Consider the following 22,259-nt stretch of genomic DNA (forward strand, 5'->3'; position numbering starts at 1 on the left):
CGGAAGTATGGTCCGCTCTTGGCACGTAAAAGCCATTAGCTGTATGCTATAAACAAAACATAAACGACACCCCTCGGGGGTGATATTGAGTACCGACCCGTTAAATTTCTCGGAAACTTTATGACAACTTTAGATGATGTGTACCGAAAATTTGGTGAGGTATCTGAGGCGGCGCAGCTTTTAGAGACTGAGCTTGGAACTATTCTTATAGAGGCCTCTGCTATTGAAGCAGGCCTTATTAAAAGCCCTGACCCTGAAAAGGCAACCGAAATTTACAAGAAAATTGATCGGAATACTTTAGGGCAATTAATCAAAAAACTGGGAAAGAAAACCGAAGATATCGGATGTGTAGAAGAACTCCTAAATATGGCTTTGGCTACTCGCAATAGGTTGGCGCATTCATTTTATATGCAGCATAATCTTAGGCGTAATTCGGTTGATGGACGTAAAGTCATGATAGATGATCTAGAGGGTATGCATGACCAACTACTTGATGCTTACAAGGCTCTAATGCTTACACAGGGTATTGATTTAGAAAAGTTGGCAGTCGAGCAGAAAGACGGCGACCCATCTGAAGGCGATTAGGATTAAAGAAATGAATGTGGATCTCAATAACCCGGCCCTGTTACCACCAGAAATACATAGGAAATTTGGTAAAATTAAAAACCTTTTCTTTGAGTATGAATTTTCGGAATCTCTGGTTGAGAATAGGGAGGTGATTCCGTTGGTTCGCGAGCTAAATGCGTATTGTGAAGAAAATAGAATTATTGGTATTCACTATACAAGAGCGATCCCTGAGAGTATTAAGCTAAATGGCCTGCTAAGCCGTTGTGGAAGAGAAATCAGGGATACTTTTATACGAGAACATGGAAGCATGTTCACGGATGATGAATTGGATATCATTAGAGAGCGGTGGGCTATTTATTTCACTAGCAGCCAAAGTGACGTCCGAGATGGACGCGTATTTTTTAATTTCACTGAATCGGAATTGGGTAGAGCAGGTTCAAAATACCTACTCGGTCTATATGGCGGTGAGCAAGTAAGCATGTGTTTTGAGCTGGATGAGCCAATTGGATGTAAGCTTGCATCTATTGGAGAGCCTCTTCTTGTAAGATGCTCACTTGAACCGAGATTTGTAGAGACTTTCACCGACTATTCTTGGGGCAAAATATTGGTTTCGTCCTATCATTATATGGTTAATCGCAATGCCTATCGAATTGATCAAGACGGTATGCAAAATATACCGGTAAAGCCAGAAGATATAGTCGAAATCAAAGTAATTCAGAATTAGTTGATTTGCTCCGTTCTATGTGCAGGGTAGGATGAAAAACACTAAGCCTTGTCCGCTGCTCGTCAAGTTAGCCAGGCATTAAAGATCGCCAAGAAACATGGACGATAGTATTGGTTCCCAAAGAAGGTACGTTGGGTAGTGATAAGAAAGAGGTTTTTAATACAATACAAAACACTAAATTGATTTTAGTGTTCTTATACATCCTGAGTATATATTTTGGAAGTTCAGACGAAGTGCTTAAGCCATTGGGAATAAATGCTATAAGGCCATTAAAAGTACGCTATAAGCAAATGTGATCGGCCTCCTGAAGATTGACGCACGAACCATTGTGCACTATGAGACCCTAAATATTATGAAGTGGCCAACAAAAGAAGAGCGAGAAAATTGGGAAATAGAAAATTTTATTTCTCATTATCATTCAATCGTTGGTGGAGAAAAACTAAAAATATACTCCAGAGGTGAAAGGCCAGATTTCGTACTTTTATCTGAGAGTAATAATCAAAAATATGGGGTTGAATTAACTTCCGTTTATATGAATAACCGAAGCGTTCCAGATCATCATATACCTGATATTGAGAGTTATAAACACAACCCTTATGGCGGCGAAGACAATATTGAGAAATACAAATGTAAGGTGCTTAAATCTATTAGAAACAAGAATAAATTGGCCCTTACTGGTTACTCTACAGAAAATCCTTTGATTCTTTCTGTCTATATAAATGAATTGTTATCTATGCTTATAGGATCGGAAGAGTGGTCATGTTTCTTTTTGGATAATGGTTTTGATATAGATGAGACGATATTTTCGTCTATTATTTTGTGGCCTATAGCCGAGGATAGAGAGTTTGGTCTATTCAAGAATTATCTTTAAAAATGCAGCTGTGGTGTTTGAAAAAGCTTGATGCAGTATATTTTCTTTTGTCAGGTATTGCTGGCCTTTATACGCTGTAAATTAAGTATGTTGTATGTTTTAAGTCTTTAGGGAGAAAAAATGTTTGAAGAAAAGGATATAGAGGTTTTTTTGAAGGCGAAAAAGAATCAGCTCGCTATCGACATATTTCAAGTACTGTCTTCATTGACATTGGTGCTGCTTGTGTTTCTAGAGGCAATGAATATTACGGATGACTATACAACTGTTTTGGCAACCATTAGTGTTGTTTTTGCAATGTCAGCCTATGGAAAAGGGAAATGGATATCTATCTCAAGAGCTGATCTAATAAAAACCATCGAGCAAGCGATAAACCGAGTCCCCGAAGCATTACGCATGTTGGCAAGTAAAAAGGGCAATTCTCAATGAGCTGGAGGCCCATCGTCGTTATTACTGTTGCAACCATTTTGGGATTGGTCGGTCATTTCCTATTTTTTTAAGCGGAAATTAATTCTTTGGAAGATGTGAGCATGGATGATGTACGGCTTGCATGGGTAGAATTAGTTTATATAAACTTTTTCTGTGGACACAATGTTTGAGTATTAATATTTTTATATGTTATATCGATCAAGTAGTTTAAAAATTGGCCTGTTGGATAATGGAGCACATTCATTAAAACGAGGTTTTGAAATGTGGTTTCAATGGAAAGATAGTGGCGATGCTTGGCTTTTGAAAGAGTCCGTGATTTGGGTTCATCACGGAATAGAACTGCTTTTAAAGCAATTGTTGGTTCAAACAAATGAATTTTTAGTTTTTCAAGATGTTAATAAGGCTGTAGAAAGGCTTGGGATTTTAAGAAAGAAACCTGGAATGGAAGATGCGGGTGTTTTAGACTTGTTTGAAAACGATGATAAAGTGATGTCCGTTGGGTTTCGAAACTTAATTGAGCGTACGGCTATTACATTGCCAATTGATGAGCTTTCAGATGGTGCGTTTCTTAGAAGGAAAATCGATCAATTAACTAGGTACAGAAATAAGATAGTGCATTTCTCAGTAGAGCTAAATGTGGTTGAGATTTCTAGCCTACTTTCCGATACCCTCAATCCATTGCTATCTTTACTAGCTGAAAATGTGAAGGATCAAAAGTTTGTCCTCAAGGCTATTCCTGAGATTAGACGGCTGGTGCAGCCTATAGACAGTTATTTGGATTCTATGAGACGTGAGATGGTCGGTAGCGCCATCGAAGCAACTAAAGAGGCCATTTCTCCAGAAGGCAATGGAAAAGCAGGGGCAGTGATTCAGGCTGTGGGAACTGGTTTAAACACCACTCTAGTTATGTACATGGAAACAATACTTAAGCTAGATTTTCTTGAAGGTAATCCAATTATACTTCTCGTTGATAGAAGGATTTATATTGATCAGCTTTTATCTCACATTCTTTTTCACAAAGAATCTGGCCTTTCCGTTGCTGTTGCAGAGACTGTTGAGCATTTTTCTCAAATTCTCCTTGAAAATTTACATGACGTAATATTATGGACAGTTCAGAGTTTTGAACCGGATATCTTAAAAAGGGCTAAAAGCTATTTGATTGTGTTGTATAAATTGTGTGCGGTGCCTAATAAGCTATTTTCAATTCCATCAAATTGTACTTATATACTCTTTTCTAATACGTTTAAAAAGTTGCCGCACGAGATGCATGGAGGTGTAATTGCTAATTATGATTTACGACAAGCAATAAGTGATGACGTTCTTAAGCCTTTTAGTGTTGTTGTTCGAAAACTATGGCCTATAGTGAATCGTGACTTTAATCAATTTGGATTAAAAGACCGTATATCTGGACGTGGAAAAAATCTATCTGATATTGGTTTTGCTTATCTTCGAGCCTGCGCCGAATTTATAGTAGAGAACTTTGAGTCTCGTAGAGAAAACCTGGGTGGAAAAGCAGTCGTAATTGTTCGAGATGTTGTCTCGGCGAAATGTTTAGAAAAATGTATATTTGATATACGGCCAAATTGGAAGAGTGACGAAATATCGGAAAGAATTGCTAGCGCAATATCTTCAGCTAATCCACAAGATAAAATACGGTTTTTGGATATTTTTAAGGAAAAAGATGATCCAGCTTCTTTGATGATCGGTACAGGAGAAATATTTACAGGTTACGATAATAGTTTTATTTATACTGTCTACATAACATGTGATATTTCAAACAAGCTACAGAATGTGCTAGCCGGTATGGTCAGTCGGTGTAATTTGGTAGACAATAATGGTCTAATTGTCGACCTTTTTGGTGTGCAGTGGATGACAGTCGGGTGATTTAATGTATTGTATTATTGAGATATAGATAGAGTTATGTGGTTTTGTAATAAATCTTTCAGTATAGCAGGGTTGCCATCTTGTATGGTTTGTTTGTATTGGTTGGATTGTTAAACGTTTTCTCTCAATAGGAAATAAGTATATGGATGCGACGATAGTAGCAGCGCTAATCAGCTTATGCGGAGTATCTCTTGCTTCTTTATTTGGTGGTGTGGGGTATTATTTTAAAACAAGAAACGAAATACAGAAAAATAAGTGCTTAGTCTTATTTCATCTTTTAGAAATAAGATTCTTGATTGTTTCTTCATATGTTGATTCTAAGGAGTTGTTGGAGAGCTACCTAGGTCGTTGCGAAGAGTTTTTTAATAAAAAGGGTGTTGCTAGCGAGAGTGTGGTCTCAGAGGATCTTCGAAGGTCAATAGAGAAATATTTTGTTGATCATCTTGAATTGAATAAACCGATTGTTGATGAATGTTTTCTCCAGTCTTATGAGGATTGTTTAAAAGATCTTTGTAAAACTGATCCTCTTCTGGCTTATTATTTGAGGGGGAAGGGGAGTGTTAGTAAGGTTCTCGACGCTACACATAGCTATATCGATAACAGCGAAAACTTCTTGGATGATGAAAGTCCTCAGTTTATTCGAGACTTGTTGTCAAAAAAGATAAATGAATTAAGTAGTATAGTGTTAAATAAGTTACTCGATGAGCTTAATACCGACATAAGGAAAGTTGCATATAGGATTAGTGTTTACACTTGGTTTGAATGTTTTCTTATTACTAGGAAAAAAATAAAATCTACAATCGATTTGAATGGTTTGGATGCTGAGTTGGAACGGATTCTCGCTGTGTTGGAGAAGGAAGTTGAAGAGATGGGTTGCGTTAGCGAGCCTGATTCAATAAATTCCTAGAAATAAATTAAATACATGCTATATGTATAAAAAATAGTGCATTTCTAGGTATGCACTTAATTACGTAACACTATTCGTTGATATTGAAGAAAGTTTTTTGATCTTCCCACAGCAGCGGAAACGGTTTCTTAAAATCCGCCAAGGTGAGTTGGGCGGGAAATGTTCCCTGCAATATGGCTTCCTGTATATCAGGAGCCAGATACGCCAACCTGAGAATAGGGGAGGCGTAGCCTTCCGCCAAACCTTCCCCTTCTGACAATTCAGCTATGGACGCGTAGGCGCCTTCCAGTAACATATCATTCCACATATGGGCTTTGAGTAGCGCCTGGAACAGGACAAAATCATTCGGGCTAAAACGGTCGGGGTTAACGACTTTTTTCTCGGGTGAAACCATCATCTTTTTCCCACCGTAACGTTTAAGAGATATCGGGATAAAGATTTCAATACGGTCGTTAACTTGATACACCGTGACGCTGTCTGATTTACGCACTTTTTTTCCTCCTATCATCATGGGCTGCTCGAATCTCGGAAACGAGGTTGGTGATCCCATTTGGCCGTAAGCGAATGCTTATCCCATCTTCAAATAACTGAATTTTTTCAACGAAGAGCTGTATCAATCGAGCTTGCTCGGTATGGTAGAGATGTCCCCACAAGCTTTCGATAGATTGAAGTCCCTCAGCCACGTCCTTTTTTGTTAAATCCGTCTTTTCTTCCCGAAGGGCTTCCCAGGTGCGGATGAGTATTTCCGGTTGCTGAAACACGGTTTTTAACTGATCAATAATAATGCCCTCGATTTCTCCGGCGCGGACGGTTTTCACCGGACAGGTTTTCCGACTGATTTTTTGCGCCGTGTGTGTCACGTAATAGCGATAGCGTTTACCTCGGCGTTTGGTATGACTCGGCGTCATCAGTCGATCATCGGGGCCGTAGAGCAGTCCCTTTAACAAGGACGGGGTGGTATGCTCAATAATCTTGGTTTTACATCGACCGGAGGTAATCTCCTGGGCCGCATCCCACAACTCCACTTCAAGGATGGCTTCGTGTTGCCCTGGATACTGTGCGTCTCTGTGCCTTATACGTCCCACATAGATGGGGTTGCGTAATAACTTGTAGAGGCTGGTACGGGTAAAGTGGACACCGCCAATCGCATTACCGGCTTTTGATATAAATGCCTTTGTACGATATCCCTTTCTGTTCAACTCCAGACAGAGCTGGGTCACTGATCCCAGTTGGATAAGCCGGGTAAAGATTTCTCGAATAATCTTGGCTTCGTTAAGATTGACGATCAGTTTGCGGTCGACAATGTCATACCCTAACGGCGGGTTACCACCCATCCACATACCCAGTTTTTTTGACGCAGCAATTTTGTGGAGAACACGTTCTTTCGCATCCTCACGGTGATACTCCGACACCATGAGAATCGTGTGCAGTGATAATCGACCAGCAGCGGTCGAGGTATCAAAACTCTCGGTGACCGAAAAGAAACCCACCTCATAGGTTTCAAATAACTTAGCCAATGTTGGAAAATCAAAAAAGCTGCGTGTGAGTCGGTCGAGTTTATAGATGACCACAATATCCACCTTGCGTTGGCGAATGTGCTCCAGCAACTTTTGCAGTCCAGGTCGATCCAGTGAACCACCGGATACACCGGGGTCGCTGTAGATTTCTGGAATTTCCTGCCAACCCATATGATGCTTTGCCTGAATCATAAGACGGCACGTCGCTAATTGGTCATCAATGGAGGTATAGGATTGATCCAACCCTTCCGAGTTGGATTTTCGTGTGTAAATGGCGCAACGTTTTATTTCTTGATACATGATTTTTCCTTTCAACAAACAGGCACTAAGCGCGAGAAGCGTCTGTAACTTATCTGGCGTTGGATGTCTTTCGTTTGGCTTTGGCTTTTTTCTCCGTCAGGCCAAAGAAAGCGGGACCGGATATGTGTGTGCCGGTAATGGCTTTGGCGATTTTGGACAGACTGCCGTGGGTTTGTCCCTGATATTCAAATCCCTCGCGGGTTACCGTCACTTGGTGTTCTACTCCTTTGTACTCACGAGTGATTCGCGTACCAACAACGGGGATAGTGACCTGACTCTTTTTCGATGTTGGGTCTTGCACGGAATCATCGAGTTTCTCCCGCAGAATTTTCTGTGCGGCTTCAGACAATCCACCATAGGCCAGTTCTTGAATGCGGTATGCGAGTCTGGGTATTAGGTATTCTTTTCGGCTGGTACTGACATCGTGGCCATACAATTCAAACCAGAGCTCTTGCAATTCATACGAACTCATGGTCTGTAGCGCGGCCACTTTGGCAACCACGTCAGGCATTGTGTTTCTCCTTTTATGTTGTCTCTGTTTTTTCCATGAACGCTCTGTAGCCGGTTGAAAGCAAGCTAAACTTCGCTCTCTCTTTTCTTTTCCTGTTCGTGTTTGCGAACCAGGGCTTGAGCAAGTAGCTGCCCCACTTCATCCAGGATCTGTTGCTGAGAAAGGTGTTGAGTTGGTAATAACGGTGCGGTGTTGAATTGAGTTTCCATGTTTTATCCAAAAAAATGAAAGCCAAAACATTGTCGCAGTTAACTCAGATCGAGCGTAGGTGAGGGATGTCGCGGTTTGTCGTAATTTGAGATTTTTAGAAAATAATAAATCTATCGGGTGTTGAAATTGCGGGTTGATGTGGTGGTTCGTTCTACTTAAATCTGAGTGCATCGAACTCTTTTTAATACTCAATTTACAAAAAAGAGTACATCTAAATGTACTCTTTTGATTTGAATTTGGAGGATGCTTTTAGAAAAAAATAAACGACTGCTCAAGTTCAGCTTGAACAGATTAATTAATTTTTGAGCGGTTCAGATTTTGAAAAAAATTATGTATTCGTTGAATCACGAAACGTTAAACCGGAAAAGAGAATAAAATGAAGAAAACGTTGAAAAAAAACGGATTTTTTATCATTTTGATTATTCTTAGCCTTGCCTATTCATTCCAGTTGCGATAATTTCACTCTATATTGATATTTGACGCTTTAAATTGAATTAGACAGTAATGATGTATCGAGACGGAACTGCTCAAATTGTGACCATGACGAACACACTTTTTATACCCACCCCTCATAACTTGGCCACTCCTATGGCCTATACGCTCGCCTATCAATTCTAATCTTTATTCAACTTGGTAGGGTTATTGCCATTTAGGTGGCGTTTAAAAACGTTTAATTTCGTTTATATTTCTTTATTTTGACACTTTTGGGCACCATCACCACTTTAAAGTATGGGATTGTGCTTTTTTACAGGACACGTTAAGGACTCCATTGATGCGGCGATTTGCATACCTCGAAACCGTTTATCTCCATGCTTCTCATGATGCATTGAGGGCATCGTTGTGCCGGAGATTTGGTTCTGAGGCGAACGCGGTGTTTGATGTTGAACGAACTAATTGGTCTGGCCATATTGCAGAAGGCATCATTCGATGGGCAAAAGATATTTTCTTGGTGGCGAGTGTTGGTGGAACGGAAGCGATAGCCTCCTTTTTGTCGAGCTTATCGAAAGAGGAATTGGAAAACTATTTTTATGCGGGCAACCAGTACGAACGCAGTATTTGGCTGCAGGATCATTATCCAGAAGCGTTTAACCATCTGGTCAAAGCCATTCACTTTTCGGAGATCGAAAATGCCACCTGCATCTTGCCGTCTACCTTGTTCGCTATGCCGGATTCGGCGGTGTATTTTCAAAGTGCCAGTCGTCTGGAGGAGTTTAAGCAAGCGTTGTCGGAAGTACTACTGACACCTGCAGATACGATAACCGTTCGAGAAGAATGCTTTGAATACGTCGATCCACTTCAAGGTGATACGCAATCCGTGTGGCATTGGATAGTTCGTTATATTAAGCCGCCGGTAGTGGTTACTTTGGTTGAGGATCGATTTACGCAAGATGGAGTCGGGGCGATTCCTGTGTTTGTCCATCTTCTCTTTAACCAAACGGTAGGGCGTTTAGAAGTCTCGGCTGCGGGAACCATGCTTCGAGAAAAGCTTGCAGAATGCGTCAGCCAACATTTGCTGTTTTCTGAATCACCCGACTCATGGGAATCTTTTCGGTTTGAATATCGGCAATTTAGTCATAATGCACATTTTGACATTGCCAATGAATTGTTTTCCAAAGCAAAAGTCATTCAGATGACGTTAATGAAAAATGGTCGGGCACTTGAAATCAACGTATCACCGTTGGATTCGAAAGATGTGTATTACTGTTTACAGGACATCCGTGCCGTTGAGACATACACGATATCTAAAATTACGCTGGCAATTACGTTGAATATAAACGGTGAATCGAGTTTGGTTCCGGTCACAATGGAGAGTGGAAAAATACTGACCATACAGACGCAGCGTCTAATTGAACGGTGTGCGGTCTACACGTTACTTGAACGATGGAATATTGTAAGACAAGGGAGGTGCGATCAGTGTCCGAAGTAAGACCCGATCGACTAAAAATATTTATTGAGTTGTTTGAAGATTCCCTGGAGCCGCTAGGTGGATTAGATGGAACAAACATTGAAGGGGTAGCGATATGGGATCTTCGTCGACGATTAAATGTCCCTAACCTGGACGAGTGGCCCGTCTGTTTTAAACTGGCCGGTTATGCCGCGACCTATAAATATGTCCATGAAGCACAATACTTTTGGGTGGATGTAAAACGTGTTCCGAATGAACCGTTAACACGCTTTTCCTGTCCAGAAACTCTGGCCATTCGCGAAGTTGCATTGGATGAGTTGGCGGTATATCAGATTAATGAGCAGAAGTTTATTGCGGGAGTGCTTGAAATCTTACGGCCTCGATTACTGAGTTTTCAGCCATCCATTATTCCTATGTCGAAATATTGTTGGTACTTGGGGATGGCCACCATTGAACGGGGGGTGAATGTGCCTTTGTACTTAGCGCGAGGAATAGAGCGGGGATACCAGCCTATTTATGATGTGCTATCGGAAAACTGCGCATATGGATTAGTTCTACACAGTGGGCGCGCTGACCCTGATCTGTTTAAATGGCCGACCGGTGTGCAAGTGCAACAACTTTGGGATGTGTTGATAGGCGAATCCCTGGACTTTAAGTGGCGTCCACCTTTACAGCAAGATGTGAATGCAGAACCGGTTCCAGAAGGAACAAGTGTGATTGTGCTTGAACGCCAAAATCAAAAATGCACCTATGATATCGAGAATCAGATATTGACGATTGTTGGAAAACCCGACTGGCATATTAACGGTAAACGTGCTGGCGCAGTCGTTCACTACTTGGTGGAACAGGCCTATAGAGGTCGATGGGAAATTCCGGCGAAAGAATTATTAGACAAAACCAAAACCGACTTTGGTGGCGCGGGACGGGTTCCGTCGATTTTTCGTGGCAATGATCAGTGGGAAACGTATATTTCCAGGCCAAAACATGGATATTATGGCCTTAACCTGGAGTTAATATCCGCTGGTGCGTCAGCATAACGCTGGTGAGGTTATCGACATTTTCCTACAGGAATGATGTGGTTCGACGACTGGTTTGGTGACTTATAGCGGTCTATGATGGCCGCGTAAGACAACACAGGACGTGCAACATGACCGGTTCACAGGCGGTAGAGATTCGTTCAAACGAAGAATATCAAAGCATTATTGATGATGTGGATTATATGATTGTGTCCACGCATCAATTGGTCGAGTCGCTGCGTAAAGCAAAAAAAATCAATAAAGAGTTCCCATCCGAAGAAAAGAAAAAGGTCCAGTTGGCCTATAAAAACCAAGCCTTTAAAATTCGGGAATATAAGCGGTTATTAGGGTTGTGGTGCCGTGAACGTGGTTTTGGCAGTTTACGAACGGAAATTCGTGATTATCTTTTTGTGTTAGACGATTTAGAGCGTAAAACGAGCCAGACACTCAGTCTTGTTTTGTGATGAAATGTCCTTTTTCCCATAATAATTCTCTTTTTCTTCATTGAAATCCTGTTTTTTTAGGCTAATACTTTATTTATTGTTCAGCCCTTTGTTAAAATCGCCGCCGGTTTTAATCCCCTTCCTACACGTTATATAGACACACTGTTATGAATACGAGAGAAATTCATCCCCTTAAACGGCAGGAATACCTGAATCGATATGTCGCTACGGTGTCGTTTAATGGTGACAGCATGGTTGTAGAAGGTGGCAACCGGGAAAAACGTCAACTCGAAAAAGCCAAACAAGAGTGTGATTTTTGTTTTGTGAAAGAACTCGGGACATCTCAATCTGTGAAGTTAATTTTATCAAATGGGACATGGGTTCCTGAGCACCAAACTAGACCGCAATAATCTGTATTACTTCCAAACTTCCTGCTATTTTCCCCTCCATTTTATCGACATCTGGTTTCTTGAAAAAGAAATCCAGATTTGCCGTGCCTGCTGTTTAGCAATGACTTGTTTCTTTTCACTCGCTCTTCATGATCCGCAATTTTTCAAGAACCCCCCATTATTGCGACAAATTTTGAATAGAAAATAATCATCCCGTACATCTCCGTACAAATATGTACGGAAACTTAAAAATCCCCGTACATCTATGTACGGAAATACCAAAAATTCCGTACATATTCCCGTACTTCTAGGGGCTAGTCGCCCGTACATTTGGTTTGCCAAACTATTTCCTCGACGTTCAATGAGCAGAGGAGAAAGTAATGTCGTTACCGAAAAGTTTATTAACGCAAGAAGAAGTGGCTTTTCACTTTGGTGTCACGGTGAGAACGATCCAGCGTTGGCGATCAGATGATATTGGTCCAGCCTATCTTCAATATCCGGGGAAAGTGATGTATTTAAAAGAAGATGTGGAAGCGTATGAGCGAGAGTTTATACGTGTAACGCCTCGCCAGACACCACATGAAAAACGCATGGGGGTGTGTGCATGAAATATGGTGAATTAGAACAGTTCTCAATTGCTGAAATCTCACAGCAACCCAACCAAATATTGCGCGAGTTGACGCTTGAAGCGGAAGCCGCAATACAACGAGCCAAGCTAAAGAAAGCCAGTATCGATGCAGCCTTGTCGTTGAAGTTTTCTGAGAAAGCCAAAGTGCTTCGGGATTTAACTGGAAAAGAAACGGGTGTGGTGAATTTCGAAGACGATGGTCTTCCCATTGTGGCGGATCAACCGAAAAAAATTGAATGGGATCAGGATCAGTTAGCGTCGATTGCGCACAACATTCGACAAGCGAATCTCGATCCCACTGAGTTTATGGACATCACCTACAAAGTGCCGGAGCGTAAATTTAATGGCTGGTCGCACGCACTCCAACAAACCTATGCCCCCGCTCGAACCGTCAAACTCGGTAAGCCAACATTTAAATTCGGGGAGGTGAAGTAATGGGATTTCCTATTGTCACTGCCGATCAACGTAAAAAAGAAAAGAGCGGTATTAAGGGGTTAATTTTGGGCGAAGCCGGGATTGGGAAAACGTCACTGCTGTGGACGATTCCTGAAAACACTACGTTGTTTTTAGATTTAGAAGCGGGGGATTTGGCCGTCGAAGGTTGGGAAGGGGACGCCTTGCGTCCGAAGACGTGGCAAGAGTGCCGTGATTATGCGGTGTATATCGGTGGACCTAATCCTGCGCATCGTCCTGACCAAGCATACAGCCAAGCCCATTACGATGCCGTGTGTGAAAAGTTTGGCGATGCGAAAAAACTCAATAAATACGACACGTTTTTTATTGACTCCATTTCGGTTGCGGGACGTTTTTGCCTTCAGTGGTGCAAAGGTCAACCGCAAGCCATCTCGGAAAAAACCGGCAAACTCGATATGCGCGGTGCGTATGGATTACTTGGTCAGGAGATGATTGGCTGGATTACGCATCTCCAACATACGCGCAATAAAAATATTTGGCTGCTGGGGATTTTACAAGAACGGTCGGACGATTATGGACGCCGTATTTTTGAAGCACAAATTGATGGCTCAAAAACAGGCTTGGAATTACCTGGCATATTGGATCAAGTGGTGACGATGGTTGATGTGCCTGATGTATCGGGCAACAGTACACGGGTCTTTATCAACCACAAAATTAATCCGATGCGTTACCCGGCAAAAGACCGAAGTGGTCGATTGGATCTGCAAGAGCCTGCTCACCTTGGCAAACTCATGCAAAAAATAAAAGGCCCGGTGAAAAGTGCGTTGGAGAGATTGGAATACGGTGATCCACCCCCGCAAGCGATGACGCCGATAAATGAACCATCCACTGCAGTCCGCACCGCAACGAACACAGGAGGCCAATCATGAGTTGGAACGATTTTAACAACGCAGAAGATCAACAAGAGTTTGATTTAATTCCCAATGGCACGTTGGCGAAAGTACGAATGAGCATTAAACCTGGTGGATTTGATGATCCGCAAATGGGATGGACTGACGGGTATGCCACCTTCAATCCGACGACGGGCGCAGTGTATCTAAGCTGTGAGTTTGTGGTCATCGGTGGAGCATACGATAAACGGAAAGTGTGGCGATTAATCGGCTTACACAGCAGTAAAGGACCGGATTGGGGCAATATGGGGCGATCTTTTATCAAAGGCATTTTGAATTCTGCACGTAACCTCGACCCCATTGATAATTCACCGCAGGCTCAGCAAGCGCGATGTATTAACAGCTTTGCTGAATTAGACGGCGTTGAGTTTATCGCCAAGATTGGCAAAGAGCGGGATAGTCAGGGTGATCCCAAAAACACGATCAGTATAGCCATAACGAAAGAACACGCGGATTACGCAAATTTAATGGCGGGACTTGAAATCCATCCAGCGCAATCACCTGTTACACCGTCATCATCAACCGGGGGATACTCTATGCCCCAGCACACTGCGGGTCAATATCAAACATCACCGATGCAAACGCAAAGGCAAGGGCAAAGCCAAGGGCAAAGCCAAGCGCAAAGCCAAGCGCAAACGCCGAATCCGCAATCTGCCAGCACCACGGCCAACTCGAGTGGGAGACCAACTTGGGCGCAGTAGTGTCACGCTAATGTGAGCGCGAATAAATCGCGCTTTATTCAACAATTAATTTCTCAATTTTTTAAAAGGCAGAGAGTGTGTCGCGGGATTGTTTTGTCTGTAGAAAATGGGCGAGGGGCTTTGGTTGGTCGCAACCGCCTTTAAGTATCCGTCATTACCCGGTGCGTTTACTTACTGTAATAGACATGGCTTCGCCAAGAAAGTACTGCTCAAAGCAATGCCAGGACATCGACACACGGCTCCGCTTTATTGGAGTGAATGTGGATAACGAAAACATACATACGCAGGCCATCGATTTAACGATTGGGCCGCTGGCGGATTATATCTGCCAACAGGTGGGCGTAACAAAGTCACTGGAAGAATACACCAAAGACAACATCGTGGGCTTAATTGAAACCGTGGTGGCGAGTTACCACCGTCAACGCCAATCCATCGCTAACCAAATACAAGCACAAGCGTCTTCCGATTTTATCGAAGACCGTGTGTCGTTTTAATGGAGGTGTGACCATGTTGGATTTTAATCATCGACTCAGTTTTTCTGAGGCCATCATGAAACGCATTGATCTTGCCTTGGATGCGGAAAACAAACTCAAACCAAAACGAAATTATCTCGGCGCATCGCGATTGGGCGCATCCTGTGACCGTGCGTTGCAATATGAGTATAGCAATACACCGAAAGACCCTGGACGAGACTTCTTGGGTACCACACTAAGAAACTTCGATGCAGGTCATGTCTTTGAAGATCTGATGGTGCGATGGCTAAAGATGGCCGGTTTTGAATTACTGACGCACAGCAGCGATGGGGATCAATTTGGTTTTGAAACTCTGGATGGGAAAATTCAGGGGCATATCGATGGGGTGATTGTGAATGCGCCGAGTCAATTTGATTTTTCTTTTCCCATGTTGTGGGAGTGTAAATCCAAGGCCAACAAAGTCTGGAGGCAAATCAAAAATCAGGGAGTTGAAATTGTTGATCCGGTGTATGCCGCACAGATGCCGTTGTATCAAGCCTATCTTGAACCGCAATTTCCAGGTATATCAAGCAATCCCGCATTGTTTACTGCCATCAACAAAGAGACCGCTGAAATTCATTTCGAGTTAGTGGCATTTAACGGCGCGCTGGCCCAACAACGTTCGGATCGTGGTGTGCGGATTATCGAAGCGTGTGAGGCTGGTGAGTTGCAACCGCGCATGACTAAAACCGACACCCACTACGAATGTCGAATATGTCCGTGGCAGGATCGATGTTGGGAGCGTGTGCCTCGATGAGTGATAACGCCTGGTTGAATTTTAATTCAGCGGACGATGTTTCCCAATCGCAAATCGATAGCCAGGATGCAATGGAAATTAAATCCCGCATTCTGGATCGATTGGATTCGGTGTTGGATACGTTTTTTCCTGAAGGAAAAGTGCGTGGTCAACAATTTGTGATTGGTGATCTGGAAGGCAACCGGGGGAAAAGCTTAGTCGTCGAGTTAGGTGGCAGCAAGCAGGGTCTATGGACAGACTTTGCTACTGGCGAAGGCGGAGACATTGTCGATTTGTGGGCGAGAGTTCACCGCTTCGACGTGCAGAGCGAATTTACAAAAATCATTCAGGATATGGCGGTATGGCTGGGGGAAACACCAGCATTTACAAATAAACCAAAAATAAAATCACCGCCGAAGGATGAGCTGGGTCACTGGTCGCATAAATGGGATTACCACGATGCCGATGGAAAGCTTATCGCCTGTGTCTATCGCTACGACACCGAGGAAGGAAAAGAATTTAGACCGTGGGATGTGTTAGCGCGAAAAGGGCTGGCACCTAATCCGCGTCCGCTCTACAACCAAGTCGGCATTGCCAAAGCCACGGATGTGATTTTGGTGGAGGGAGAAAAATGCTGTGATGCGTTAATCGCTCACGACTTTACTGCCACCACGGCAATGAACGGTGCAAATGCGCCAATAGAAAAAACCGATTGGTCTCCCTTGGAAGGCAAGCGAGTTTTGATCTGGCCGGATAACGATGAGGCTGGAAAAGAATACGCAGAAAAAGCGGCACAGGCCATTGCGGAAGCGGGGGCTGATGAAGTATCGATCCTCAATCTTCCGACCGACCTGCGACCTAAATGGGATGCCTTCGATGCGGTTTCGGAAGGCATAAATATTCTCGCTTTTCTTAAGAGCACACCGAAAAAAGACATTTTAATGTCAAATGCGGTAGAAGCATTTTCGTTGGGAGAATTCATCAATGACAACTCGCCTATGCCGGAGGATCTCATTGAGCCTCGTGTGCTCACGCCAGGAGGGATGGTGGTATTGGGTGGCGCGCCCAAAGTGGGTAAATCCGATTTTGTGTTGTCCTGGTTAGTCCACATGGCCGCTGGGGAACCGTTTCTGGATTTAAAACCTGCTAAACGTCTACGCGTATTTTATTTGCAAGCCGAGGTGCAATATCACTATCTACGTGAGCGATTGCAGAAGATGAATTTATCCGAACTGATGATTTGGCGGGCTTCGGATAATTTATTTATTACTCCGCAATTGCGGTTGGTGTTGGACGAAAAAGGGATCGCCAGGGTGTTAAAGGTGATTAAAAATGCGAGTGGGAAAGAACCGATTGATGTGATTGCCATTGATCCCCTGCGGAATGTGTTTGACGGCGGGGAAAATGGGGCAACGGAAAATGATAATGCTGCGATGCTTTTTTTTCTAAAGGATCGGGTGGAAAGGTTGAGAGATCTTGTGAATCCAAAAGCGGGCATCATCATCGTGCATCACACAAAGAAACTGAATAAACGCCAGCTAATTGAAGAGCCTTTTCAATCGTTCTCTGGGGCAGGGAGCTTACGAGGGTATTACAGCACGGGCATGTTGTTGTATCGCCAGGACGAACACCTTAATGCCCGCACACTCACTATGGAGCTGAGAAATGGGCCTGCTATCCCCGATAAACTCATCGACAAAAAGCGCGGGCGGTGGGTGGAGCTTGAGTATGAAAGCCAACGTTTGGTGAACCAAAACCACGGAGAAAAACTCGATGCGGAACGTAGACGTAAACACGACGTGATTTTACAGCTTATTTTCGATGAAGCTGTGCAAGGACGTGTGTATACCATTGCGCAATTTGCCGAAGCCTTCGAGGGGCGAGCAGGTTTGGGGGCGGATAGAACTATTCAAAATCGAATTGGTGTGCTTGCGACCAAAGGTTACGTTAAGTTTTTTAAAGACAGCGATTGCTACGGTAAACCCAGTGTGGCGCGTTCGAAATACGGCTACATGTGTGTGGAGAGAATGGAACTTAAAACGGAAAAATTGGAGACGGATTTTGAGACAGGTGAGCAAACAAATGTGTGCAAGCCAGTACTTCCGAGTCATTACAAATGTCCGCAAACCGGCGCAGCGTTACCTGTTGAAAACCCGCATATTTGGATCTATCAGGAGGAAAAAATTGAACAAGAATAAAACAATGTTGTTAATGCAAAACGGGGATTGCGGTTTGCATTCTGCATTCTGGATTTGCATTCTGCATTCTGGAAATAAGACAAAACTAAATGAATTCAAGCACTTAAGTGAAAATCCAGAATGCAACTTGCGGTCATTGCATTCTGGGTTGCATTCTGGCTCTAGCCCAATAACCGCGCGGGTTGTAGCGATTGAGTTTGTATGTACTGTCAACCCTACCCTTTACAGGGTAGAAGGTAACACTACGTTGCACTGTGTTACATTCTGCCCTGGGGTCGTAATTGCGTGTGGCTATTCGATAGGGGGACTGAGATGAAATTCAGTGGTACCCATGTGGTAAATAATTATTTACTGACCGAGGCTGAGACAACCAAATATCAATGGGATCGCCAAAAAGTGATTGATCGCTTTGATAGTTGCGTCACCGTGTTTGAGTTATTACCAAACGTGGTGCGATTAGGATTTTATTCCTATTGGCCGGATATCGTGTTGACCGACCGGGAGTTGAGAAATAATCGAAAGAGAATTAATAAACTCACCGCGCAGCCGGACGCAATAGATCGCGCGGTGGAAACGCTAACGTGGATACAACAGGATAATCTCACGGTGGGCGAGCGTAAGCTCATTTGGTTGCGGGGACACCGCGTTGGTTGGAAGGGCGTGGCCAGGGAGTTTGGAGTGGGTATGCGAACGTGTCAGCGTTGGTATGCTGTGGCGTTGGATAAAATCATCGAGGAGTTAACGTGTAAACGTGTAGAGGTTAGATAAAATCAATTGGTGACAGGCTGTGTCGTGATGTATCGCTCTTTGCACAGCTTGTCATTTAGTGTCGCGTACCGCCTGAATTGTCGTGAATTAGTGTGGCACACTTTTGAAAAAATCATGTACATTTTGCACTATGCTGAGTTGAAGTGGGTGAGCGGTAAGCGGCAAATAAAAACTGAAAAAAATTAAAAAAGTATTTCCAAATATAAAATATTTGGTTAACCTATAAAAACTAATCGGCGATGAAAAAATATTTATTTTAAATATCGATTGCAAAAATAAAAAAATAATTTAATCTATTGTTCGTTGCTGAGAGGAAATGTTTTATTGTTTTTTTTTTAATAAAGTTTTTATTTTTTCTTGCAAAGATAATTTTTATTCGTACACTGTGCGTCTTGTTTTGATAGAAGGTTTTAGTTTTGTTGTAGAAATATTTGTATTTATTTTTTTATATTACCGATTGAAAAAAAGGTACTCCGGTGGTATTCTGTGCCAGCGGGTTTCCGACTCGCCGAATTTCGCTAGTGAGTCAACTTTTTTTTGGGGTCGCACCTAAAAAAGTTCGCATCTTTCTCCCTTAAGCCATTTTTAAAAATCAGATATTCCTTGACTGAACTGCTTTCTAATCGTCAGTTCGCCAAGCTGCGTGGTGTCTCGGAAACCGCAGTGCGCAAGGCGATTAAAACTGGCCGTATTACCACAGAAGCAAACGGGAAAATCGATCCTGACAAAGCCAATCGCGAATGGGAGCAAAACACCAACTCCGCCAAACGCCGGGAACAGTTAAACGCGTTAGCGAGAAAAGATTCCACTTCGGGAAATACTCAGGTATCAAACCGACAATTTGAATCTCAATTCCAGAAAGCCCGAACGGCCAATGAAGTGCTAAAAGCGCAGATTGGACGAATTGAACTTCAGGTTTTAAAAGGCGAATTGATTGATCGTGATAAAGCGCTGCGTACAATTTTTAAAATCGCCCGAACTGAACGAGACGCGTGGTTAAATTGGCCTGCGCGTATAGCAGCGCAAGTTGCAGCGGAATTAGATGTCGATGAACAGCAGTTTTATGTGGCGTTGGAAGAGCAGGTAAGAAAGCAACTGGCTACTTTAGTGATATAAAAATTGTTTATGCTGCCAAGGAGCGTGAGGACAGCTTATGTATACCATACGCTGTCCTGATTGAGGTTAGTCTTTAATTGTGGCGTATTCCGCGACAAGCTTTCGGCATATTGTAATTGAATCGTTGTCCCAGGGTTGGAAAAATGAGTCAAGATTGTTTAGCCATTCTTGTAGCTTGTTGGCAACAACGTAGCGGATATCTACGTTGGGATCATTGTCCTGCTCGACCCGATATAGGGCATCAAATAATCCGTCATCCCCGACTAGATCGTAAAGCTTCATATAATCTTTGATAGGAAGTGGTTGAAGAAATAATTGTGCCAGTCTATGTGCATCTTTTGATTTTGTAGGTGATGCCCAACATCCCATGACTTCGTCCTCGTGTTTGTTTGTGTGCAACCATTAACGCCTCAATTTGGGAAATGATCCAGTCTCGTGTTGAGTGAGACGATGGGTATATTCGATTATAGTGGAAGAAAAAACCCGCTCTGTGGCGGGTGCAAAAAGTGTGTTACTTGGTTAGGCGCTGAAATGCAATTTCAATTTCCTGGTTGAGTTGAATTTTTCCCTCCGCAATGGCGTTAAGCATTTGCTCGTCCAGGTTTTGAATGATTTGGGTTGCTCGACGTTGCAGTTCTTGCTCGGCTAACTTATTCCAGTTTGTAATGCTCGTCAGGTCTTTCAGTCTTTGAGGTTGTGATCGTCCATAACCATTTAAGTAGTGGCCAAGTTGTTCTTTTAATTCTTCGGTTGAGGCTTTGTCATCGCTCATGGTGATTCCTTTTTGAAGTTTGGTTTTACGTGTTTGTGGGTACATGAACGCTTCTATTCAGCCTTAAATCAAGTGATTTGTTGGTTAATTTTTATTTCTATTTTTTATGGGCAAGCTTATGTCTGATTCCATCGCGGAGGTGGGGACAACAAGCTATGCTCAGGCAAAAACCGCCAATGAAGTCATTAAAGTTCAAAAAAGCACAGTTCAGCTCGAGCAACTGAAATCCTCCGTGGTATCCCGCGATAAAGTTCTGATTCATGTCCATAAGATTGCATCAAAACAACGAGCAACTTGGATGCCGTGGGTAGAAGAGTGTGCGCAATCCATTGCGGAGAAATTCTCTGTTGACTCCGAAAAAGTCAAATCCATTTTACACACAGAAGTGGCCGCTCATTTGAAAGAATTAGGCGATGTTCACATTACAATAGATTGAGTTTTACATTATGCAACCCACCGTCGTTAGCACGATAGAACAATGGCCTGTGGCCAAACTGATTCCGTATGCCCGAAATGCCCGCACCCACAGCGACGCTCAGGTTGACCAAATCGCCGCGTCGATTGTGGAGTTTGGTTTCGTCAATCCCATCCTGGTTGGCGAGAATAATGTCATCGTCGCTGGGCATTGTCGTTTGTTAGCTGCGCAAAAACTGGGTATGGATGTCGTACCGGTGATCGTATTAAGCCACCTGAGTGACACACAGCGACGGGCTCTGATCATTGCCGACAATCAATTGGCATTGGGTGCCGGATGGAGTGAAGAAATGCTTCATCTTGAACTTGCTGAGTTGTCAGAGTTGGACTTTGATTTGGATTTGTTGGGTTTTTCTGATGCGGATTTGGATAAATACCTTAGCTTGGATACTGACGAGTCAAAAGAAGCCGAAGAGAGTGTTCCTGAACCGGAGGAAAATCCGATTGCCAGGTTAGGTGATATTTGGATTTTGGGCGAGCACAGATTGATGTGCGGTGATTCAACCAATATGGATGATGTAAATAGACTGATGGATGGTGGCCTTGCTGATATGGTAGTGCAAGATCCACCTTACAATGTCGATTACGGTAATGCGGCTAAAGACAAAATGCGCCATAACAAACGCACGATTCTTAACGATAATTTAGGCAATCAGTTTTACGATTTTTTGGTGGCTGTGTTAAAGAATTCGCTGGCGGTTTGCAAAGGGGCGGTGTATGTATCCATGTCGTCCAGTGAGCTGGATACGTTACAGCGAGCCTTTATCGAAGCTGGCGGAAAATGGTCAACGTTTATCATTTGGGCAAAGAATCATTTCACTATGGGACGCTCCGATTATCAACGCCAATATGAGCCCATCCTTTACGGTTGGAAGGAGGGAGAGGAACGCTTCTGGTGTGGGGTAAGAAACGAAAGCGACCTGTGGTTTGTCGACAAGCCGGTAAAAAATGATATTCATCCTACGATGAAGCCCGTCGTCTTATTTGAACGGGCAATTAAAAATTCCAGTAAGCGGCGGGATATTGTCCTGGATCTATTCGGTGGCTCTGGCACAACCTTGATTGCGTGTGAAAAAAATGAGCGCAAAGCGAGACTGATGGAGTTAGATCCCAAATATGTGGACGTCATTATTAAACGTTGGCAAGAATTCTGCGGTGGTGTGGCGGTACATGCCGAAACAGGAGAGGTTTTTGGCTCAATCCCTAATGCCCCCGAGAGGAATGAAGAAACCGTCACCGGCAAAACAGCCTAGCGCCAGGCAGAATTTTCCGTTCCGTGGAATTTAAGCCGGTATTGGTGACGGTCAGTCTTATCTTAA

The 22,259-nt window shown here is 43.2% G+C and carries 27 protein-coding genes; 21 read left to right on the forward strand and 6 right to left on the reverse strand.

Going from position 1 to position 22,259, the window contains the following annotated elements; genetic code table 11:
- Positions 1-120 precede the first annotated feature (120 nt).
- From P5V12_RS04875 to P5V12_RS04900, 6 genes are all read left to right on the forward strand, one after another.
- The gene (locus P5V12_RS04875; protein ID WP_316956128.1) at positions 121-585 is read left to right on the forward strand and encodes a hypothetical protein; all 465 of its coding nucleotides are present in this window, start codon (positions 121-123) and stop codon (positions 583-585) included.
- A gap of 10 nt (positions 586-595) precedes the next feature.
- Positions 596-1,291 (forward strand): hypothetical protein, encoded by a 696-nt coding sequence (locus tag P5V12_RS04880; protein WP_316956129.1) that lies wholly within the window; start codon positions 596-598, stop codon positions 1,289-1,291.
- Positions 1,292-1,643: 352 nt separating this feature from the next.
- Entirely contained in the window at positions 1,644-2,162 is a 519-nt protein-coding gene (locus tag P5V12_RS04885) for a hypothetical protein (protein ID WP_316956130.1), read from the forward strand.
- A 120-nt stretch (positions 2,163-2,282) separates the two neighbouring features.
- Positions 2,283-2,588: a hypothetical protein gene (locus P5V12_RS04890; RefSeq protein WP_316956131.1), complete on the forward strand. Its 306-nt coding sequence runs from the start codon at positions 2,283-2,285 to the stop codon at positions 2,586-2,588.
- Between the two features lie 186 nt (positions 2,589-2,774).
- Positions 2,775-4,472 carry a hypothetical protein gene (locus P5V12_RS04895; protein WP_316956132.1) on the forward strand — a complete coding sequence of 566 codons (1,698 nt, stop codon included), beginning with the start codon at positions 2,775-2,777 and terminating at the stop codon, positions 4,470-4,472.
- A gap of 142 nt (positions 4,473-4,614) precedes the next feature.
- Positions 4,615-5,379 carry a hypothetical protein gene (locus P5V12_RS04900; protein ID WP_316956134.1) on the forward strand — a complete coding sequence of 255 codons (765 nt, stop codon included), beginning with the start codon at positions 4,615-4,617 and terminating at the stop codon, positions 5,377-5,379.
- 70 nt (positions 5,380-5,449) lie between these two features.
- Here P5V12_RS04900 and P5V12_RS04905 read toward each other — a convergent pair whose 3' ends face one another.
- From P5V12_RS04905 to P5V12_RS04920, 4 genes are all read right to left on the reverse strand, one after another.
- Positions 5,450-5,869: a hypothetical protein gene (locus P5V12_RS04905; protein WP_316956135.1), complete on the reverse strand. Its 420-nt coding sequence runs from the start codon at positions 5,867-5,869 to the stop codon at positions 5,450-5,452.
- Positions 5,862-7,196 carry a recombinase family protein gene (locus P5V12_RS04910; RefSeq protein WP_316956136.1) on the reverse strand — a complete coding sequence of 445 codons (1,335 nt, stop codon included), beginning with the start codon at positions 7,194-7,196 and terminating at the stop codon, positions 5,862-5,864. Before P5V12_RS04910 ends, P5V12_RS04905 begins: the two co-directional genes overlap by 8 nt.
- 49 nt (positions 7,197-7,245) lie before the next feature.
- On the reverse strand, positions 7,246-7,707 hold the full coding sequence (locus P5V12_RS04915) for a DUF2924 domain-containing protein (RefSeq protein ID WP_316956137.1): 462 nt from the start codon (positions 7,705-7,707) through the stop codon (positions 7,246-7,248).
- 65 nt (positions 7,708-7,772) lie between these two features.
- On the reverse strand, positions 7,773-7,916 hold the full coding sequence (locus tag P5V12_RS04920; protein ID WP_316956138.1) for a hypothetical protein: 144 nt from the start codon (positions 7,914-7,916) through the stop codon (positions 7,773-7,775).
- Between the two features lie 773 nt (positions 7,917-8,689).
- Between P5V12_RS04920 and P5V12_RS04925 the strand changes: the two genes are divergently transcribed.
- The 13 genes from P5V12_RS04925 (at position 8,690) to P5V12_RS04985 (ending at position 19,694) form a co-directional block, all read left to right on the forward strand.
- Positions 8,690-9,844 (forward strand): hypothetical protein, encoded by a 1,155-nt coding sequence (locus P5V12_RS04925; protein WP_316956139.1) that lies wholly within the window; start codon positions 8,690-8,692, stop codon positions 9,842-9,844.
- On the forward strand, positions 9,832-10,860 hold the full coding sequence (locus tag P5V12_RS04930; RefSeq protein ID WP_316956140.1) for a hypothetical protein: 1,029 nt from the start codon (positions 9,832-9,834) through the stop codon (positions 10,858-10,860). Before P5V12_RS04925 ends, P5V12_RS04930 begins: the two co-directional genes overlap by 13 nt.
- Before the next feature lie 110 nt (positions 10,861-10,970).
- A complete protein-coding gene (locus tag P5V12_RS04935) occupies positions 10,971-11,303 on the forward strand; it encodes a hypothetical protein (RefSeq protein WP_316956141.1) in 333 nt (110 codons plus the stop codon).
- A gap of 146 nt (positions 11,304-11,449) precedes the next feature.
- The gene (locus P5V12_RS04940; protein WP_316956143.1) at positions 11,450-11,692 is read left to right on the forward strand and encodes a hypothetical protein; all 243 of its coding nucleotides are present in this window, start codon (positions 11,450-11,452) and stop codon (positions 11,690-11,692) included.
- A 359-nt stretch (positions 11,693-12,051) separates the two neighbouring features.
- Positions 12,052-12,279: a helix-turn-helix domain-containing protein gene (locus P5V12_RS04945; protein WP_316956144.1), complete on the forward strand. Its 228-nt coding sequence runs from the start codon at positions 12,052-12,054 to the stop codon at positions 12,277-12,279.
- Positions 12,276-12,734, forward strand: a complete 459-nt coding sequence (locus P5V12_RS04950; protein WP_316956145.1) for a hypothetical protein — start codon at positions 12,276-12,278, stop codon at positions 12,732-12,734. The genes P5V12_RS04945 and P5V12_RS04950 overlap by 4 nt, the downstream gene beginning before the upstream one ends.
- Positions 12,734-13,642, forward strand: a complete 909-nt coding sequence (locus tag P5V12_RS04955; protein WP_316956146.1) for an ATP-binding protein — start codon at positions 12,734-12,736, stop codon at positions 13,640-13,642. Before P5V12_RS04950 ends, P5V12_RS04955 begins: the two co-directional genes overlap by 1 nt.
- Complete coding sequence (locus P5V12_RS04960; RefSeq protein ID WP_316956147.1) at positions 13,639-14,364, forward strand: hypothetical protein; 726 nt, start codon at positions 13,639-13,641, stop codon at positions 14,362-14,364. Before P5V12_RS04955 ends, P5V12_RS04960 begins: the two co-directional genes overlap by 4 nt.
- A 77-nt stretch (positions 14,365-14,441) precedes the next feature.
- Positions 14,442-14,858 (forward strand): DUF6511 domain-containing protein, encoded by a 417-nt coding sequence (locus tag P5V12_RS04965; RefSeq protein ID WP_316956018.1) that lies wholly within the window; start codon positions 14,442-14,444, stop codon positions 14,856-14,858.
- Between the two features lie 13 nt (positions 14,859-14,871).
- Positions 14,872-15,633, forward strand: a complete 762-nt coding sequence (locus P5V12_RS04970) for a PD-(D/E)XK nuclease family protein (protein WP_316956148.1) — start codon at positions 14,872-14,874, stop codon at positions 15,631-15,633.
- A complete protein-coding gene (locus P5V12_RS04975) occupies positions 15,591-17,810 on the forward strand; it encodes an AAA family ATPase (RefSeq protein ID WP_316956149.1) in 2,220 nt (739 codons plus the stop codon). The genes P5V12_RS04970 and P5V12_RS04975 overlap by 43 nt, the downstream gene beginning before the upstream one ends.
- Before the next feature lie 312 nt (positions 17,811-18,122).
- Complete coding sequence (locus P5V12_RS04980; protein ID WP_316956150.1) at positions 18,123-18,578, forward strand: DUF6362 family protein; 456 nt, start codon at positions 18,123-18,125, stop codon at positions 18,576-18,578.
- 603 nt (positions 18,579-19,181) lie between these two features.
- The gene (locus P5V12_RS04985) at positions 19,182-19,694 is read left to right on the forward strand and encodes an elements of external origin (RefSeq protein WP_316956151.1); all 513 of its coding nucleotides are present in this window, start codon (positions 19,182-19,184) and stop codon (positions 19,692-19,694) included.
- A 66-nt stretch (positions 19,695-19,760) separates the two neighbouring features.
- Here the strand turns inward: P5V12_RS04985 and P5V12_RS04990 are convergent, their stop codons facing one another.
- Entirely contained in the window at positions 19,761-19,976 is a 216-nt protein-coding gene (locus P5V12_RS04990) for a hypothetical protein (RefSeq protein WP_316956152.1), read from the reverse strand.
- A 229-nt stretch (positions 19,977-20,205) separates the two neighbouring features.
- Positions 20,206-20,511, reverse strand: coding sequence for a hypothetical protein (locus P5V12_RS04995; protein WP_316956153.1), 306 nt, complete (start codon positions 20,509-20,511; stop codon positions 20,206-20,208).
- 73 nt (positions 20,512-20,584) lie between these two features.
- Between P5V12_RS04995 and P5V12_RS05000 the strand changes: the two genes are divergently transcribed.
- Positions 20,585-20,902: a hypothetical protein gene (locus P5V12_RS05000; RefSeq protein ID WP_316956155.1), complete on the forward strand. Its 318-nt coding sequence runs from the start codon at positions 20,585-20,587 to the stop codon at positions 20,900-20,902.
- A gap of 10 nt (positions 20,903-20,912) precedes the next feature.
- Positions 20,913-22,193, forward strand: a complete 1,281-nt coding sequence (locus P5V12_RS05005) for a site-specific DNA-methyltransferase (RefSeq protein ID WP_316956156.1) — start codon at positions 20,913-20,915, stop codon at positions 22,191-22,193.
- Positions 22,194-22,259: the final 66 nt, after the last annotated feature.

Source organism: Teredinibacter sp. KSP-S5-2, assembly GCF_032773895.1.
Lineage (GTDB): Bacteria > Pseudomonadota > Gammaproteobacteria > Pseudomonadales > Cellvibrionaceae.